Genomic DNA, 16,309 nt, shown 5'->3' with positions numbered 1-16,309 from the left:
ATGAGATTATTTGATATTAACAATTATTGTTTTAGAGATGTAGTTGAGCCAATTCCTGTTGGATGTTATCTGGTAGAAACACAAGATGAGATTAATGCTATTTCTGAAAGTATAACAAGAGGCGGTACAGTTTGGGTGGAAAGTGGTAAATTGCGTTGGTCAGGCAAAGCTCCAAGCTTTTCGCACATTTGGCAGGATGGTAAATGGAGGCTCGATGAGTCAAAACAAGCCGAGCTACTTACCCAACAACGCCAACAAATCCGTAACGCTATCAATACTAAACGCGATGCGTGTGTAAACGGCGGTGTGTATGTGCCGGAGATTGGCAAATGGGTCGATACAGACGAAAAAGGGCGTGCCACGTTGGTAGAAATCAAAGCCGATTTTGACTTAAACGGCAAAACCGAAAGCAACGGAGAGCCACGTATTTTTACCCTGATTTGCGCAGACAACACGGCGCAACCGTTGGATTTTGACAAATTTAAAGCGGTGTGGAATGCGGCGGCGAAGCTGAAAGAGTCAATGTTTGAGAACGCCTACATGCACAAAATTTTACTCGAACAAGCCGAAAAACCGCTTGAATACGATTGGTCGATTGGCTGGTCAGAAACATATGAGGAGCATAAAAATGCGCAAACACAAAAGTAAATTTAAACGTTGGGGTTATCACGTTTTGATTGCCACCGACCAATGGTTTAATGCTTTAACCGGCGGTGGGGCGGATGAAACCTTTTCCAGCCGTTGCTACCGCCGAGCGGTACTTGCCGATAAGCCAAAAGCCCGTTGGCGTTTTTGGTTTCGCTTTGTCAATGCCTTATTTCGTGACCCGAAACATTGCCAGACGGCTTACGAAAGCGAGCTGAAACGGCGACAGTATCCGGAGGATTTTGAGGCTATTTAATTTTTAATTTAATCGCATTGCTAAAAATAATAATAACAATAAAAGGGGAAGTTCAGTGCGTAAACGATACACAAAAGCGCCGTTACCATTTACCGGACAAAAACGGAATTTTTTAAAACTGGTTGAAAAGGCGTTAATAGAAAATATTGATAATGATGGCGAAGGCTGGACAATTATTGATGTATTTGGAGGGTCGGGATTATTAGCCGGAAATGCGAAAGATATTTGCTCAAAAGCGCGGGTTATTTTTAACGATTATGATAATTATGCGGAAAGATTGGCAAATATTAAACAGACCAATCAATTAAGACAGCAACTTGCCTATTGTTTAATTGATGTTAAGCCGGAAGCGAGATTATCAAACGAAAAGAAAAAAGAAATTATTGATATTATTCGCCGTTTTGATGGTTATAAAGATATTAAGGCGTTGACTAGCTGGTTGTTATTTAGTGGCAACGATGTTAAAAGCCTTGAGGCATTATTTAAAAAGTCATTGTGGAATAATTTGACAAAGCGAGATTATCCAGTTGCGGACGATTATTTGAATGGGTTGGATATTGTAAGGATGGATTTTAAAGATTTAATCAATCAGCACCGACACAAAGAAAAGGTGTTATTTTTACTTGATCCGCCGTATATCTGCACCGAACAGTCAACATATAAAAAAGAAACCTATTTTGATTTAATTGATTTTCTGGAATTGATGCGATTAATCAGACCGCCTTTTATTATGTTTTCTTCTGCGAAAAGTGAATTCAATCGTTATATTGATTTTTTAATAAAACACAAGGAGAAAAATTATCGGCATTTTGTTGATGCGGTTGAACAAAAAATTAATGTAAGGGTAAATCATAATGTGAATTATCAAGATAATATGGTTTATAAGTTTTAATAATAAGCGGAATATTCCGCTTATTTTTTAGGAGATATTATGTGGCGATTGGCAACCTTGCAACTTAATCAGGATACGAAAGAAAAATTAAAACAGATACAAAGCGGCAAGGCGCAACAGGTAAATTTATCGGTAGCCGGCACGAAGTTGGGGGTGCATAACTGGACGCACGGCAGCAAAACCAAAGACGGTCGCTATTTGTCGCCGCAAAATGCTATCAAGGCGATCGCGGATAAGTTTGTCGACAAGTCAGACGCTAACCGACCGGCAGGCAGTGTGGATGTGGTCGGCATTATGATTACAACACAAAATATTGATGCGTTTATTGCACAGTTGGAGCAGGTAGCGGTGTTGTTGCCCGATCCAGTGTTTAAACAGTCTTACGACTATGCGAAATCACAAAAAGATTTAGCGGCAACAAAAATGGTTAAAACGCCAACCGTAGGTTATCCGGCTTTTTCACCGGGCGCGGATATTACACCGCAATCAGCGCAAACGCTAAACGGCATAATGCGTAACGCTAATGCGGTTGCAATGGCAGTGCGTGGCGATCCGTCAACGTTAATAAAAAATTTATTGAAAAAAAAGCAACAGCGAGAAGCGGAGAATAAGCAAAAGCTGGATAAATTGTTATCAACGAAAGCGCAAGTTTATGCCTTTTGTGAAACAGGCGAATTGGCGCAAATCGCATTAAGATTAAATAGCGGTGCGCCGTCGTCAGAATATATTTTTACCGCGTTGATTGTTTATGTGGGCGCGGATTTATCAAATATTAGAGGGATGATCATATGAGTTTTTCAGTGGGGTTATTAAATCAACGACGTAGACCGTCAGTGCAATTGTCACTAAACGGCAAGCCGATCTATATGTCAAATATTATTCTCACCGTCAGTATGCGCCGTGAGGAAAAAGATATGAGCGGACAGAAATCCAGCACCAAAAAAACAGATAAGGGAGTGAAAGCGAAAGAGATTGATGTAGTGGGAAACATTGCCTATCGGGACAAGCAGCACCTTACTGATCTGTTTAATTTAGCGGAAGCGGTCGACAGCAAAGGGCAACAGGTGAAATATCGTGTTGCAGCTATCAGCGCAGAGGCGGTAAATATGCGTGAAGTGCAGTTCAGCGAGGAAATTTCCGCCGTAGAGCAGCCTAATTTATTGGCGTGGCAAGTCTCTTTTAAATTGCGCGAGGTCAACAGTGTGAGTGAGAAAAAAGAACAGCGCAAAAAGAAGCCAACAACGAAGATACAAACCGAAGAGAAAGCCACGCAAGCACAGACAACGCAATCTCAATCAACACAAAATAAAGAAAATCCATTGCGAACTAAGTTTGATAAATATTTGGGGAAAAATACCCCTTTAGGAGATTAAGTAGTGAAAATTATCAAAGAATGCTGGATAGCAGGGCAAGAGTATCATATCAGCGATTTAATGGTGGTGCTGGAGCTGAATAACACTGGGCGTGGCTATGTAGTGATTGCCGCAGATGAGGGTGATTTTGTCGGCAAGCCGGTTACGATTAAGGTCGGCACTTATGATTATTTTTATCAATATTTGCAGGGTTTTGTCGAGCAAGAGCAGGACGAGCAGCCGGGCTATAAAAAATTGTTGATTAAAGAAAATGCCGCTAAGTTAGAGCGTGCATTAAATTGTTCTATTCGACACGCCACGCTGAACGATGTTTGCGCTTTTGTGACACAGCAAACAGGAATAGCCGTTAAAACGCCGGCGCAATCTTATGCGACCACGCCAATTCCGAATTTTACCCATTCGGGGTCGGGCTATCAGTTAATTAATAAATTGGGTGATTTATTTAATATTCCCAAATACATTTGGCAGCAGTCGCCGGACGGTTCGGTTTATGTCGGCAGTCATAACGACAGCCGTTGGGCAAGCAGAGCCATTACTGTTGACAGTGCTGATATGCTAGCAAGCGGCAGCAATACTATCACCTTGCCAATTTATGCAGCAATCCGACCGGGTGCGATTATTAATAATCAAGTGATCAGCAAAACGGAATTAGTCGGCGATGAGTTGGTTCTGTATTGGCGAGAAAGTGACAGCAACGGCAAGCCGGAACGAAAATCACCGGGGCGCAATATGATAGAGAAAGAGTTTCCGGAACTGGCAGGTGGTTATCACTTGCCACGGCTGGCAAGAATTGTTGGTGTTGCAGACGCAAGTGCAGGCGGTGATATATCTGATCCATTTCGCCCGAAGTATGCGGTGGAGGTGCAGTTGCTGGATGAAAACGGCAACGATGAAAAGGTCGGCGTTTATTCCGCAGTGCCGTTGCCGGTAACCAGTACAGGGTCGCAGGGCGGTGATTTTGCATTTCCGGAAGTGGGGACGATTGTCGAACTGGGCTTTGCTTATGGTCGGCAGGATATGCCGTTTGTGCGCACAATGTTAGCACAAGACAAAACCGTGCCGGCGGTAGCGATTGGCGAACAGCTCAAGCAGCAACGACCGGAGGTGTACGAACGCACAGACGCAGCAGGCAATAAAACACGTGAAACAGATCAAACCATCACAGATAAATCGCTCAACAGAGTTATCAAAACCGACACGGAAACAAAGCAAATCGGCACAAGCACAAGCGAGATTGACGCAGACAAAACAGTGGAAGTTGGCGGAAACTTGACAACGTCGGTTGTGGGCAATATTACGCAAGTCAGTGCCAGCAATATGACAGTTGGCGTTGGTGGTACGTTGGAGCAGCGCATAAGTGGGTTAATGCAGGTGGTTTCAGAGGAGAAAATCCGACACATTGCGCCGAAGTCTTACGCCGGTTCAGAGGGGCAGAATATTTACAGAATCTTAGAGGAAGCATTGCAGATTATTGCCGATGTTGCCGCAACTGCAGCAAGTCACACTCACGGCAGCTCGCCAACGCCATCACAATCATCAGCATTTGCAAACCAGTCAAGCAGAGCAACAACGGAGAAAGCGAAGTTAACGCCAATAATTGAATAGTTGGCCAACAAGAAATAATAAATAAAAACAATAACATATATAAAGGGCGCAAGCCCTTTTTTGTTGCGTAAAATTTTCCACGTCAAAACGTACGGCACGAAAAATTCACTCGCTCACCCTCGTTTTTTATAATAAATTTTTATGTTTTTTCAGTTAAGTTTCAGTTGGCAATATTGCACCGTTGCTTGTCGTTAGCGGCGTGAAACAGATCACGTTAAAACGATCTTAACTGAAATTTTTTCAGTGAATTACAGCGGTTTTCAGTTTAAGAAATAGTAAAAAAACAAAAGAAATAAGATAAATTATTGAAATAGAAAAGAAAACAATAAATTACGTGAGGTTTTATAGTGAGATTTTTTGCTCAAGCTCAATGATCAACTTATCAGAAAACTGATTAATATCAGCGAGCCAATCATCAAAGCTTACCACATTGCAGGAGTCGGCGTTGCTAATTGCCTTTTTAACTTTTCCCGCCAAAAATTCATCATAGCCATCTTCTTTAACAGCAAGAGAAATTAAAATTTTCATTGCCATCTCCTAATTGTTCGTTATTGCGGATACTTCCGGCGAGAATGAATAACCGTCAAAATTTCAACTCGGTCATCAAATTCACGGTAAACAACACGATAATGACGGCAGAAAGTTTCTCTTGTGTCGTCATTTCGTTGTTTGCCTGTTTTGGGTAAAAGGCGGATAAGTTCAAATTTATCAAAAAATGCTTCCCTTAATTTTGCTGCAGAAGTGACAGAGCCGGTATAATCCGAAACACTATCAAAAATATTACTTAAATCCTTTTTTGCTTGTTCGGAAATAACAAACGCTTTAAGCATATCCCAACATTTCCTCGCGTTTTAATTGTTCTAGTTCAGTCGCCTTGTTTTGAAGTTGTTGCTCGGTTTCCAGTTTCCATTGTTCAAGTGTCACAAAATGCCCATTTTCAATATCTTTCTTACCTTGTTCAATTTTCTTTGTCAAAAATTCATCATAGCCATCTTCTTTAACGACAGAAGAAATTAAATTTTTCATTGCAATCTCCTTATTTTGAAATTTTTCTAAAGATTAAGATAGGGGTAATCGAATAGCTGTGTATATTACGCCCCATCATTTCCTTAATTGCGGAGCTCATTTGAAGTAAATCTGCTTTATTATCTAAAAATTTATAAGGCTGGGTGCCTTTTCGCATAGCTGGATCATTATCAGGTTTGTTTTCAAGAATGCCCACAACGTGCCAACGATCACGATTAATGACGCCATTAGAAAGCACGATATCTTCAGGATTAATTCTCATCGCCTCTTTTTTTAAAGGTAACCAATAATGGTGTCCATATTCATCACGTATATCAATTTGCAAGCTTTTAGGGAAAAGCTGCATAAATTGAGACATTACATGAATAGGGGGAACCTCACTATTATCGCTATCTATTTCGGTAATCATTTGCAAAAGAGGAAGAGCTTTATCTAACAAAGAAATATCAAAGATTCGATATTCTCCAGAAATATGAACAATATTTCCAATATCAGCCTCTGTAATTTTATCTTTAATAAAACTATGTTGACTTAAGAGGTTTAGTAAAGTAAGCGGCAAAGAATAAGAGGCATCATATTCACGAGAATATTTTTGTGAGTCTAGTTGTTGTCCGCCTTTCTCAGCAACAAAAACGTTATTGAGACCAACTTTTGAAGAATAGGAATCGCTTTCGCTAAATTCTTCTTTAAGAGAGGAAAGCACGCCCTGATTAATAAATTGAGCAAGAAAATTTCGCGTTTTAATTTCATCAATATAAATAAAATCAGTAAGAAAATCTATGTTTAGTAAGTCTTGCTCCACATTGTTTGACATCTTCAAACTCCTTGCGTTTTTGTTTTAATCGTTGTTCAGTTTCAGCAAGATGCAATACAGCATCTTGATAAACCTCTTTCTCTTGATATTTTTCAAATTTTAAAAACTGATTTTTTTTCGACATAATAACCTCCTCGTTTTTTAGTCATTATACCGTAAACAGCTCATTTAGAATATGTATAAAAATTAATCACTGTTCTTTGCCATTTTATCTCCTTACATCCCAATAAAAGCAGCTACAACTGATCATTAATAATTAATTTTTCTTCTAAACCTTAACTTCACTGGAGAATAAAGAATTTTCCCGCGTCGTCTAACTACACCATTAATTGACTCCATTCCTATTAATTCCCACCCATTTTTTAAGTAATGATCAATTTCGCTATCAACATCAACACTATCAACGCAAGTATTCTGAAATTCATAAAAAACAGGAACCTTTACTGGAGAACGAGTTACTTTTATATCTCCATTCTTGCCAAGAATATTGTTATTATTCCCTTGCACTTTTTGCTCAATTTTATCAGACATTTTTACTTATCCTTTATAATATGAATATTCCCATTGCCAACCACATTGTTGGAAGAGCCTTGCACGGTTTGGGAAATAGAAGCAGCCTTATTTTTAATGCCTGACATATAGGCTATTGCATCTACTTTCCCTCTTTCATCAAGATCATTAAACGCAATCAATGCCATTTTTTCTTGAGTAGAGAGCTGTTCTGTTTGTTCTCCCCACAGTAAGAAGTCCACAGAAACATTAAATTGATTGGAAATTTTTATCAGATTTTCTAGTGGGATTGTGTTTCGCTTTTTCCAAGAAACTATTGATGCAGCCGTAAGCCCTAAAATTTCCGCGAGTTCTTTGTCCTGAAATACATTAGAAATTTTTTTCATACGATCCACTATTTCAGATGAATTTATTTCAATAGTGTTTTTCACAGAGGTACTCCTATGTTATTTACAATTTAAATCTTTTAAATTATAATTTAAATAAAGTAAATTAAAGCAACATTAGTTACAACAGAAACAAACATAGCACAAAAGGGGAGGATTTCCAATGGAAAACAAGGCTAAAAGTACGCCGATAGTTCGACTAAACAGAGCGACGAGTGTCGCCGTTGAGCGGCTTGCGAAAGAGGAACGCCGCACTGTAGCAAATATGACGCATATCTTGTTAGAAGATGCGTTAAACGCACGCGGCATTTTTTTAAAGTCGGCTGATGGGTGGAGAAAGTGATGATGCAAACAACCACACACACTCCATTTTTCCGCTTGCCACAAACAAGCGGACAAACAGCGGAGGCAAGACACAAAGCCATAGTAACCGGCTATTTTGCTAAGTTACGACAAGAAAAGCTAGATGAACCGGGCGATTTGGTCGAGTGTTGTTACAAACATAACTCCCACGCCGAAAAAAACTTGCTATGCAGTTTGGCAGATTTACCAACACGAGAGCTGCTTTCCGAGTTTGAGCCGGAAGAGCGTAAACGCATTGGTGAAGCGGTGGCAATGTTGTCAAGGTTACGCCACAAATACCCACAACACTTAAATTTAAGAATGTTCTATTAATACAAAACAAGGTGAGAGAATGAAAGTACAAATTAACGCAGCATATGATCATATTAAACCGGCACGCACAGTGCTTTGTCATATTAACTTACCGCAACTCAACAGACTAATCGATCACCGTCGCAGCGTCGTGAAATTTTGCCTTGAAGACGTAATGCAAAATATTGACGACGAGCAAGCACAGGAATTGACACTATATCACCTCAAAGAGCTGAACAGATTGCAAACCTTGAAAAAAACGATTGTCGCCTTAAACAGTGAGGAGGTGCGCTAATGCAAGCCATTTTTATCGACAGCACCGACCGCATCAAAATTGAAGCCACATCAACCGGTTATCAACAAACTATTTACCGCCTGGATCTAAATTTAGGGATGTGGAAAGAAGTGCATAGCACTGAATTTAAAAGCCCTAATCTAATGCTATTAAGCCTCACTGCCGGTGAGTTAGCAACGGCAGAAGATACGCTGGAAGCACAAATCAACAAATTCATTGAATTAGCAGAACAGTTCAAAAATGAACGCATAAGATTGCAATCAGAGGAGTAATGCAATGTTTGGGTGCAGACAGCAGGAGCAGGCAAAGCCAAGCCATAACGAGCAATCGCCCGTTATAGCGGACGCTATGCCGAAAGCAACGCAGAGATCGTTGTCAGCACCTCACCTTACCCCGGCACAACAAGAAATTATGTTGTTGTCGCCGGAAAGTTTAAGCAGCGTTGAAAAGTGGATTGAAATTTTACCGCGTCAGCAACAGCGAGAGCATTTTCGCAAACTATACGTGCAGGCATATAAATCTGTTAAAGATGACGGTTCAATAGCCTACAAAGTTGGCAACAAACAACGCAAACACGCTAACGAAACCTTACGCGAATTTGTCGAGCATCGCCTCGCATTGGTGTTGTCACAATATCACATCAATTTAAACTGGCTGGACGCTAAAGGCTTTGCTTATGAATACGACCAAGCAATGGAAGAAGCTAAACAAAAAGCCTTGCAAACGGCAAGGCAACGTTACGAAAAACAGCTTAACAGCCGTGAACGCTTAACGCCGGAACAAGTGGCAGAAATCAACGCAGAATACCAAAACGAACTGTACGAATTGCATCAACAAGAGCAAGCAGATCAGGCAAAACAGCACGCCAAAAAAGAAAAAGCGTTGAAAGATAGCCGATTACCCTTTTTTCTACTCACGCCAAAACGCCTCGACGAATTGGCGGCATTATTGGCGTTAAAGTTAAGCGATATGCAATATCAATTCATCAAAGAACAAGCCGAAAAAAACGAGGCTTACAGCAACGAACAAAAAAACGAAATCTTTTTAGCACTATATCACCGTTGCGGTGAAGTGCTGGAAAATATCGGTTTGCCCATTCAAAAATGGGAACAATACCGCCGCACCGGCACGTTAAAGCCGGAACAGGTAGACAGAGCCTTGATCACCATCAGCAAAGAAGACCGCTGGAAACGCCGTCTATATCGAGAACACAGAAGACAGCTTGAACACGTTGCTATCGCCGCTGGAGAAGTGCAAAAAAGAATAGCACCTTATGTATCAAACCAATGCTTTTCCGAATGGCGCGCAGCCAAAAAAAGCAATTTTGATTTTCTAAAATCAATGGCATTAGAAAACATTGATGATCCGGATGAACGCGCCGATTTATTAAGTATGTATCAACGTTCTTGCAGTAATCCACAAATTCGCCGCATTGAGATGACCGTTCAGATTAAGGGTATCGAAGAGTGGTCGGAAGAAAACGGCTTGCAAGGTTACTTTATCACCTTGACCGCCCCATCAAAATATCACGCTAAAAAAATCAACGGTACAGACAATAAAAAATACAACGGCGCAAGCCCGAAACAAACGCACCAATATCTTAACCGAGTGTGGACGCAATATCGTTCCTTGCTAAAAAAGCACGATATCAGCTTGAGCGGCGTGCGTGTTGCCGAACCACATCACGACGGCACGCCGCATTGGCATTTATTGGTTTACTTCAAGCCGTATCAAGCGGAACAAGCCTTAACCATTTTTAAAGAAAAAGCTTTTGCAGAAGATGGCGACGAAAAAGGCGCAGAAAAACACCGTTTTAAAGTAATGGCAGTTGAAACCGGCAATCCGAAACGTTCCGCCGTAGGTTACATAATGAAATATTTACAAAAAAACTTAGACGGCTTTGCCACAGATAACGCAATGAGTGATGAAGCCGACATCACCTTCAAAGACAACGCTAAACGCGCCAATGCGTGGGCGAGCATTTGGGGTATTCGTCAATTTCAATTCTTCGGTGTGGCAAGCATTGGTGTATGGCGTGAATTACGCAAATTAACCAAAAAGCAAGAGAATGACACGATTGACAAAGGCAGAGCCATTGCCGACGTGGGCGATTTTGCCTCAATGCTGCAGTTGCAGGGTGGCGCAGGTGCAAGTCGTAAAGAACAACAAATTGTACTGCACTACATTGACAGTGATCCGAACGCAGACGGCTTAACCTATAGAAAAGTAGTTGGCGTGCAAGAAAATCCGAAAAAGGTTGTCAATCCGGAAATTGTCTACACCAAGACAAAAAAATGGCGCATCGTCAAAAAAACAGCGGAAGAGCAGCAAATCAGCACGCAGAGTGACGCATCAGCAGAAGTGCAAGACGTGATAGAAGAAAATGACGTTGTCACGTGGCACGAATTAAACAATGGCGGGCTTGCCCGCCCTAGGACTTGTGTCAGTAACTGTAACCGCCTAAAAATTAAACAAAAACTAAAAAATGAGCTAAAACAGCTTTTAGGATACTGTACAAATGCACATATCAATTACTTAATGGAGGGAAATAGGCTAATTATTAATCGAAAACAATACATTCAGTTAAAAAATGAACGGTTATTAATGTTTGATTTACAACCAAATTCAGAAAATGACAGCGAGCAACGCTTGCGAGAATGGGCAAGAAGCCACAAAAACACACTAAATATTAGCGAAGAAGTATCTTTTTAAAAATATTGATTAACTTTAATGCAACAATAGGAGTAAAAAATGCAACAAGAAAACAATCAACAAGCTATCACTAATGAAATGATTTGGAACAAATTGAAAAAAATGGATGACAAATTGCGAGTGATAGAATTTTTAATCCGCTCAAAAGAAGTGGATGAAACCAGCACCGAACTATGGACAGTGCAGAATGTTGCCGATTATTTCCAATTCTCGCAAGGGCATTTGTATCGAGTGATTTTTGCAGATCCGGATTTTCCAAAAGCAATAGAGGTGAAGGCACAGAAAAAGCAAGAGCCAAAGCCAACAGCAGAGCAAGAGTCAAAGCCAACAGCAGAGCAAGAGTCAAAGCCAACAGCAGAGCAAGAAACGAAATCAGAACAGAAAACAAAACCAGAGCCAAAACCGCGACAACGTTGGATGGCTGGAGAAGTGGTTGCCTTTGCCAAACGCAGAGCGAAGAAAAAGGCAGCCACAAAATTGGCATATAGAGAAGCATTAATCAAGTAATAACGAAACCTTTTTCATATCAGGGGCATAATAGGTGTTTTGCAAAATAGACAAATCACGATGCCCCGAAATTTTGGCCAACGTCATCACATCAACTTTTTCTGCCAACCTTGTCAATGCCTCACGCCGGGTGTCGTGAAAATGCAAATCATCAATCATTAACCGTTTTTTTAATTTTCTAAATAACGCATCTAATTGAGAGGATTTTAACTGGAAAACGCTATCATCACGCCGCATCTGTTTCAGCAGTTGCAAAATAGCAATTGCCGTTTTAGAAAGCGGCACATCACGCGACCAGCCGTTTTTCGTTTGCGGCAGGTGTGCAATGCGGTCTTCAAAATAAACATTATTCCAGGTTAAGCCGACAATCTCACCGGCACGCATTGCCGTTTCAATGGCGAACAAAATCGCTGCACCGACTCTTGCCGTGGCGGTAGTTGGCACCTCATCAAATGAAAAGCCCGAATTATCAAGCAACGCCTTGATTTCCGCTTGACTATAACGGCGAGTACGAGGTTTGGCAGCGGCAGGTTTTCTAATGCCTTTCATTGGGTTGGCGTGCAACAGTTTCCATTCATTGATAGCGACATTGAAAATATTGCTTAATGTCGACCATTCACGACGAACAGTTGACGGAGAAACCGATTTAAGCCGGTCATCACGCCAGCGAATAAAATCAAGGTCAGAAATATCTTTAAGCGACTTTTGAGCGACAGGCAACCGCTGAAAACGACAAAGCACTTGCGCCTCTTTTCTTGCCCCACGTTTTCGTGGTGTCACTTCTTCAATGTAACGGTCAATCACCGCATAAAATGGCACATCAACCACATCAAGGTATAAACCGGTGTCGATTTGAGCCTCAATATTATTAGCCCAAACAATCGCCTCTGATTTAGTGCGAAAAGTTCTAGATTTTGAAACGCCTTTTTTTCTGATTTGAGCGCGCCAACGCCCATTACGCTTAATAAAGGTTGCCATATTGAAAATATCCTATTTAACTTGTGAAAAGCGGTGTAATCCGATTGTAATTCTGGTGCAATTTGATGTTATTACACGCAAAACCAGATCACAACAACGGAAAAAATAGAAGTAACAAAAGCAACAAAAAGCGTTATAAATCAACACTTTATTATAATAAAAAGCAACAGATCACAAAGCTAAAAAGGATGGATTTTTTACAATGGTGCGACCGGGTGGACTCGAACCACTGACCCCCACCATGTCAAGGTGGTGCTCTAACCAACTGAGCTACGGTCGCATTGTAAAAACGGACGTTATTATAGAGTGAAAAAAAAGAATTGCAAAAGATTTTTTAATAGAAAAGAATCAATCGCTTAAAAAGATAGCATTTTTATCAAAAAGTTTAGATTTGAATTGTTATAAATCATATTTTTTAAATTTGTCTTCTTTAGAAGAAATAGTAAGTAGTCAAAAATCCATCAACTTTGATCTTTTTAATGAAAACTTTCATTTATTTAATATTTATATGTATTGGAAAAAGAAATTATATATTTATAATCAAGTTTTCATTTTTATGAAAAACTATATAAAAATCTTAATGAAAAATATCTTATCTATTCAATTCTTTATTTGAGATTCTATATACTTCACCACTTTTTTTAATATCTAATAAAATTTATGCTATTACACTCTATTCTTCGATTTAAATATACTAAAGTTGCATTTTTTGTTTCATCTATTTTAGCAAGTGCGGTGGCAAATGCTTCTCGAGTTCGTGCGGATATTGATTATCAATATTTCCGTGATTTTGCAGAAAATAAAGGTCAATTTACAGTTGGTGCAAGTAATATTCCTATTTTTAATAAAAATAATGAAAAAATTGGGATAATGATGCAAGGAATACCTATGCCTGACTTAAACATCGCTAACAAAAATGGTGGATTTGCCTCATTAATTGATAATGCTTTTGTAAGTAGTGTTCAACATAATAGAGGATATGGCAGTGTCCAATTTGGTGATCAGGATAATAAACCTGATTCTCATACTTTTGATTATTTACTGACTAGCAGGAATGAAATGACGTCAGGAGAAAATGGATACTTAAAAAAACCTAGGGCATACGAAACAGATTATCACGTTCCGCGCTTGCATAAGTTAGTAACAGAAGTTGCGCCTATATCGGTAACAGATGCTTTTATTGAAAATAATGATAAAGAAAATTATAACACTTATGGCATTAATGGTAGTGGACGTTTTTTAAGTTATGTCCGTGTAGGAAGTGGAGATCAATCTGTTTATGATCTAGTAGAAAATAAGATTACAAACATAACTGATGCTTATAATTTTCTAACAGGTGGTGGAATACTAGGTGTTCATTCAGTGCAAGGGCATACATTATGGTCAAAAGGAAACAAATTACCGGATAACACTTGGGTACAGGATTCAAGAAGCTTATTTGGAACTGATTATGGAGTAATGCCAACGTGGGGAGATGCTGGAGATAGCGGTTCACCATTACTGGGTTATGATTCTAAGTTAAAGAAATGGGTGGCTGTTGGTGTATTAATTGGTGGAACACAACCGCCTAATGCACCGTATATCACTGTTTTTAACATACATTACCCAGGTTATATTAAATTGGTTAAGGATAAGTTTACTGCTGGCATTGTTCAAAATAATACAAATACAGAATGGGAGTGGGCAGTAGATGATAATGACAAATCAACAAGCCATATTCATTCTGAGCAAGCATCATTAAAAGTGAATTTATATAATGAATCTTTATCCGCCAATGATAGTCACCAATCTCGTCCATCAATTGATTATGGACAAGATGTAATTTTTAATGGTGATACTGATGGAAAATTAATCCTAAACCAAGATATTAATCAAGGAGCGGGAGCACTTTATTTTAATACCAATTTTACAGTTGCACCAAAAGAAGATCAAACTTGGCTTGGTGGTGGTATTTCCATAGCCGAAGGGAAGTATGTTGTATGGAAAGTGAAAAATCCAGAAAATGACCGTTTATCAAAAATTGGTGCTGGAATGCTTTATGTAAATGGTAAAGGCAAGAATTTAGGGGATATCAGTATCGGTGATGGCACTGTTATTTTTAATCAGCGTGAAGATGAGAATGGGCTAAAACAGGCATTCAATAAAGTAGGCATCACTAGTGGGCGACCAATTTTAACTTTAAATAGTGAGGATCAAATTAATCCTGATAATCTTTATTTTGGTTTTCGTGGTGGGCGTCTAGATTTAAATGGAAATAGCTTAACTATGCAATATATTCGCCATAGTGATTCTGGGGCACAGATTGTTAACCATAATACTAACATAGGTGCAACACTAACACTTACAGGAACAGAACCTTTCACTGCTGATCAGATACAATGGGGACAACACGGAGAAAAAGGTAAAGATCTGTATGAATATAAAAATCAATGGGCTGCTGGCAGAACAGATTATTTTGTGTTAGTTGGTGATGAACCTTGGAGATACTATCCAACCAATCAAGATAGTTCAAAAAATTGGAAGTTTATCAGCAGTGATAAAGCAACAGCTATGCAATTTATTGTTGATAGTAAAAATACATCAACAGAATTTCGTTATAAAACTTTTGAAGGAACTTTAGGAGAAACTGATTTTAACAAAGGTAGTAATGGAGCATTAGATGTTATTTATCGCCCCAAAATAGCTAATTCAACACTTTTACTTAATGGAACGATAAATTTGAATGGTAATTTAGAGGTTGAAGAGGGCAATGTTATTATTTCTGGGCGTCCAGTTCCACACGCAAGAGACATTAATAATAAAGAAGTGATATTGGATAATGAGTGGATAAATACATCTCATACTACGTCAGCAATGATAGTTAAAAACAGTGCTACTTTGACGATTGGTCGTAATGTTAGTGAAGTAAATACGATCTTTTCAGTAACTGACAAAGCTGTTTTAAATTTAGGATATCAGTCAGGGCAGGATGTTTGTTATCGTTCAAACTATAATGGTAATACACAATGCAATAAACCAAATTATTCTCAAGAGGTTCTAAATACTATTCCTCAAACATTAGTGAAAGGACATATTATTCTAGACAATGAAAGTACAGCTAATTTAAGTAATGTAATATTTCAAGGAAGGGCTATTGCTAAAGCAGGAACACATATAAATCTTTTTTCCAATAGTCTGTGGGAATTAACACAAAACAGTCAAGTAGGTTATTTAACTTTAGAGGATAATGCTCATATTGTACTAAAAAGCCGTCGTAATGGTTATACTAATTTAATTGTTCAAAATGATCTCAATGGGCAAGGTGTCTTAGATTTTAATACAAACATAGGTTCCTCATTAGGAAATAAATTAATAGTTAACGGAGCACTGCGAGGATCTTTAACTTTATTAGTTAAAGATCAAGCAAAAACATTATCTACAACAGATTCACTTACACTGATTCAGTTTAATCCAAATGAAGAAAATAATTTCACATTTATTTTGCAAAATAGTGAAAATGGTGAACCTTATGTTGATGCTGGAGCTTGGCGTTATAAAGCTAAAAAGAATTTAGATGCCATTGTTTTAACAAATCCTTATGTTAATCCGGATGCTCCGGAAAATATAAAAGAGAGAATAAAAGAAAAAGCAGCAGAATTACAAGCAAAACAAGCTGA

Annotated in this window: 21 protein-coding genes and 1 tRNA gene; 13 read left to right on the top strand and 9 right to left on the bottom strand. The window is 39.0% G+C overall.

Annotation, left to right across the window (positions count from 1 at the left end; genetic code table 11):
* Genes P375_RS07860 through P375_RS07835 form a run of 6 tightly spaced genes read left to right on the top strand, consistent with a single transcriptional unit; the run spans position 1 to position 4,771 of the window.
* Positions 1-648: a DUF4376 domain-containing protein gene (locus tag P375_RS07860; RefSeq protein ID WP_052121819.1), complete on the top strand. Its 648-nt coding sequence runs from the start codon at positions 1-3 to the stop codon at positions 646-648.
* Entirely contained in the window at positions 629-901 is a 273-nt protein-coding gene (locus tag P375_RS12625; protein ID WP_039135903.1) for a hypothetical protein, read from the top strand. Before P375_RS07860 ends, P375_RS12625 begins: the two co-directional genes overlap by 20 nt.
* A gap of 55 nt (positions 902-956) precedes the next feature.
* Positions 957-1,793, top strand: coding sequence for a hypothetical protein (locus P375_RS07850; protein WP_039135902.1), 837 nt, complete (start codon positions 957-959; stop codon positions 1,791-1,793).
* A gap of 39 nt (positions 1,794-1,832) precedes the next feature.
* On the top strand, positions 1,833-2,585 hold the full coding sequence (locus P375_RS07845) for a hypothetical protein (RefSeq protein WP_039135901.1): 753 nt from the start codon (positions 1,833-1,835) through the stop codon (positions 2,583-2,585).
* Positions 2,582-3,166 carry a hypothetical protein gene (locus tag P375_RS07840; RefSeq protein ID WP_039135900.1) on the top strand — a complete coding sequence of 195 codons (585 nt, stop codon included), beginning with the start codon at positions 2,582-2,584 and terminating at the stop codon, positions 3,164-3,166. Before P375_RS07845 ends, P375_RS07840 begins: the two co-directional genes overlap by 4 nt.
* A gap of 3 nt (positions 3,167-3,169) precedes the next feature.
* Positions 3,170-4,771, top strand: a complete 1,602-nt coding sequence (locus P375_RS07835; protein WP_039135899.1) for a hypothetical protein — start codon at positions 3,170-3,172, stop codon at positions 4,769-4,771.
* 342 nt (positions 4,772-5,113) lie between these two features.
* Here the strand turns inward: P375_RS07835 and P375_RS07830 are convergent, their stop codons facing one another.
* The 7 genes from P375_RS07830 to P375_RS07805 all read right to left on the bottom strand — a co-directional run bounded on the left by P375_RS07830 (position 5,114) and on the right by P375_RS07805 (position 7,552).
* Positions 5,114-5,299, bottom strand: coding sequence for a hypothetical protein (locus P375_RS07830; RefSeq protein ID WP_039135898.1), 186 nt, complete (start codon positions 5,297-5,299; stop codon positions 5,114-5,116).
* 20 nt (positions 5,300-5,319) lie between these two features.
* Positions 5,320-5,601 carry a type II toxin-antitoxin system RelE/ParE family toxin gene (locus P375_RS07825; RefSeq protein ID WP_013747273.1) on the bottom strand — a complete coding sequence of 94 codons (282 nt, stop codon included), beginning with the start codon at positions 5,599-5,601 and terminating at the stop codon, positions 5,320-5,322.
* Positions 5,594-5,797, bottom strand: a complete 204-nt coding sequence (locus tag P375_RS07820; protein ID WP_039135897.1) for a hypothetical protein — start codon at positions 5,795-5,797, stop codon at positions 5,594-5,596. The genes P375_RS07825 and P375_RS07820 overlap by 8 nt, the downstream gene beginning before the upstream one ends.
* Before the next feature lie 10 nt (positions 5,798-5,807).
* Complete coding sequence (locus P375_RS07815) at positions 5,808-6,611, bottom strand: DUF6414 family protein (protein WP_039135896.1); 804 nt, start codon at positions 6,609-6,611, stop codon at positions 5,808-5,810.
* The gene (locus tag P375_RS12390; protein WP_155275410.1) at positions 6,562-6,735 is read right to left on the bottom strand and encodes a hypothetical protein; all 174 of its coding nucleotides are present in this window, start codon (positions 6,733-6,735) and stop codon (positions 6,562-6,564) included. Before P375_RS12390 ends, P375_RS07815 begins: the two co-directional genes overlap by 50 nt.
* Before the next feature lie 125 nt (positions 6,736-6,860).
* Positions 6,861-7,142, bottom strand: a complete 282-nt coding sequence (locus tag P375_RS07810; protein WP_039135895.1) for a hypothetical protein — start codon at positions 7,140-7,142, stop codon at positions 6,861-6,863.
* A 2-nt stretch (positions 7,143-7,144) separates the two neighbouring features.
* Positions 7,145-7,552, bottom strand: a complete 408-nt coding sequence (locus P375_RS07805; protein ID WP_039135894.1) for a helix-turn-helix domain-containing protein — start codon at positions 7,550-7,552, stop codon at positions 7,145-7,147.
* 118 nt (positions 7,553-7,670) lie between these two features.
* On the opposite strand from P375_RS07805, the gene P375_RS07800 reads away from it, so the two are divergent.
* Genes P375_RS07800 through P375_RS07775 form a run of 6 tightly spaced genes read left to right on the top strand, consistent with a single transcriptional unit; the run spans position 7,671 to position 11,675 of the window.
* Positions 7,671-7,850, top strand: coding sequence for a hypothetical protein (locus P375_RS07800; protein WP_039135893.1), 180 nt, complete (start codon positions 7,671-7,673; stop codon positions 7,848-7,850).
* Positions 7,850-8,182 carry a hypothetical protein gene (locus P375_RS07795; protein ID WP_039135892.1) on the top strand — a complete coding sequence of 111 codons (333 nt, stop codon included), beginning with the start codon at positions 7,850-7,852 and terminating at the stop codon, positions 8,180-8,182. The genes P375_RS07800 and P375_RS07795 overlap by 1 nt, the downstream gene beginning before the upstream one ends.
* 19 nt (positions 8,183-8,201) lie before the next feature.
* A complete protein-coding gene (locus tag P375_RS07790; RefSeq protein ID WP_039135891.1) occupies positions 8,202-8,456 on the top strand; it encodes a hypothetical protein in 255 nt (84 codons plus the stop codon).
* The gene (locus P375_RS07785; RefSeq protein WP_039135890.1) at positions 8,456-8,728 is read left to right on the top strand and encodes a hypothetical protein; all 273 of its coding nucleotides are present in this window, start codon (positions 8,456-8,458) and stop codon (positions 8,726-8,728) included. Before P375_RS07790 ends, P375_RS07785 begins: the two co-directional genes overlap by 1 nt.
* Before the next feature lie 4 nt (positions 8,729-8,732).
* Positions 8,733-11,168, top strand: coding sequence for a replication endonuclease (locus P375_RS07780; protein WP_039135888.1), 2,436 nt, complete (start codon positions 8,733-8,735; stop codon positions 11,166-11,168).
* A 39-nt stretch (positions 11,169-11,207) separates the two neighbouring features.
* Positions 11,208-11,675: a hypothetical protein gene (locus tag P375_RS07775; protein ID WP_039135887.1), complete on the top strand. Its 468-nt coding sequence runs from the start codon at positions 11,208-11,210 to the stop codon at positions 11,673-11,675.
* Here the strand turns inward: P375_RS07775 and P375_RS07770 are convergent.
* Both P375_RS07770 and P375_RS07765 read right to left on the bottom strand, forming a co-directional pair.
* Positions 11,664-12,653 carry a tyrosine-type recombinase/integrase gene (locus P375_RS07770; RefSeq protein WP_039135885.1) on the bottom strand — a complete coding sequence of 330 codons (990 nt, stop codon included), beginning with the start codon at positions 12,651-12,653 and terminating at the stop codon, positions 11,664-11,666. The genes P375_RS07775 and P375_RS07770 overlap by 12 nt on opposite strands.
* A gap of 203 nt (positions 12,654-12,856) precedes the next feature.
* Positions 12,857-12,933: transfer RNA gene (locus tag P375_RS07765), tRNA-Val, on the bottom strand.
* Between the two features lie 380 nt (positions 12,934-13,313).
* Here P375_RS07765 and P375_RS07760 point away from each other — a divergent pair.
* Positions 13,314-16,309 (top strand): S6 family peptidase (locus tag P375_RS07760; RefSeq protein WP_280643111.1); only part of this gene is annotated, 2,996 nt, incomplete at its 3' end.

The sequence above is a fragment of the Gallibacterium genomosp. 2 genome (assembly GCF_000771895.1).
Classification (GTDB): Bacteria; Pseudomonadota; Gammaproteobacteria; order Enterobacterales; family Pasteurellaceae; genus Gallibacterium.
Note: the sequence above shows the minus strand (reverse complement) of the source record. Positions and strands in the feature narration are given on the sequence as shown.

Coding starts and splice junctions, on each gene's coding strand:
- P375_RS07770 (WP_039135885.1), bottom strand. CDS start 12,653: ATGGCAACCTTTATTAAGCGTAATGGGCGTTGGCGCGCTCAAATCAGA.
- P375_RS07810 (WP_039135895.1), bottom strand. CDS start 7,142: ATGTCTGATAAAATTGAGCAAAAAGTGCAAGGGAATAATAACAATATT.
- P375_RS07820 (WP_039135897.1), bottom strand. CDS start 5,797: ATGAAAAATTTAATTTCTTCTGTCGTTAAAGAAGATGGCTATGATGAA.
- P375_RS07825 (WP_013747273.1), bottom strand. CDS start 5,601: ATGCTTAAAGCGTTTGTTATTTCCGAACAAGCAAAAAAGGATTTAAGT.
- P375_RS07790 (WP_039135891.1), top strand. CDS start 8,202: ATGAAAGTACAAATTAACGCAGCATATGATCATATTAAACCGGCACGC.
- P375_RS07800 (WP_039135893.1), top strand. CDS start 7,671: ATGGAAAACAAGGCTAAAAGTACGCCGATAGTTCGACTAAACAGAGCG.
- P375_RS07840 (WP_039135900.1), top strand. CDS start 2,582: ATGAGTTTTTCAGTGGGGTTATTAAATCAACGACGTAGACCGTCAGTG.
- P375_RS07830 (WP_039135898.1), bottom strand. CDS start 5,299: ATGAAAATTTTAATTTCTCTTGCTGTTAAAGAAGATGGCTATGATGAA.
- P375_RS12625 (WP_039135903.1), top strand. CDS start 629: ATGCGCAAACACAAAAGTAAATTTAAACGTTGGGGTTATCACGTTTTG.
- P375_RS07785 (WP_039135890.1), top strand. CDS start 8,456: ATGCAAGCCATTTTTATCGACAGCACCGACCGCATCAAAATTGAAGCC.
- P375_RS07780 (WP_039135888.1), top strand. CDS start 8,733: ATGTTTGGGTGCAGACAGCAGGAGCAGGCAAAGCCAAGCCATAACGAG.
- P375_RS12390 (WP_155275410.1), bottom strand. CDS start 6,735: ATGTCGAAAAAAAATCAGTTTTTAAAATTTGAAAAATATCAAGAGAAA.
- P375_RS07815 (WP_039135896.1), bottom strand. CDS start 6,611: ATGTCAAACAATGTGGAGCAAGACTTACTAAACATAGATTTTCTTACT.
- P375_RS07775 (WP_039135887.1), top strand. CDS start 11,208: ATGCAACAAGAAAACAATCAACAAGCTATCACTAATGAAATGATTTGG.
- P375_RS07860 (WP_052121819.1), top strand. CDS start 1: ATGAGATTATTTGATATTAACAATTATTGTTTTAGAGATGTAGTTGAG.
- P375_RS07795 (WP_039135892.1), top strand. CDS start 7,850: ATGATGCAAACAACCACACACACTCCATTTTTCCGCTTGCCACAAACA.
- P375_RS07845 (WP_039135901.1), top strand. CDS start 1,833: ATGTGGCGATTGGCAACCTTGCAACTTAATCAGGATACGAAAGAAAAA.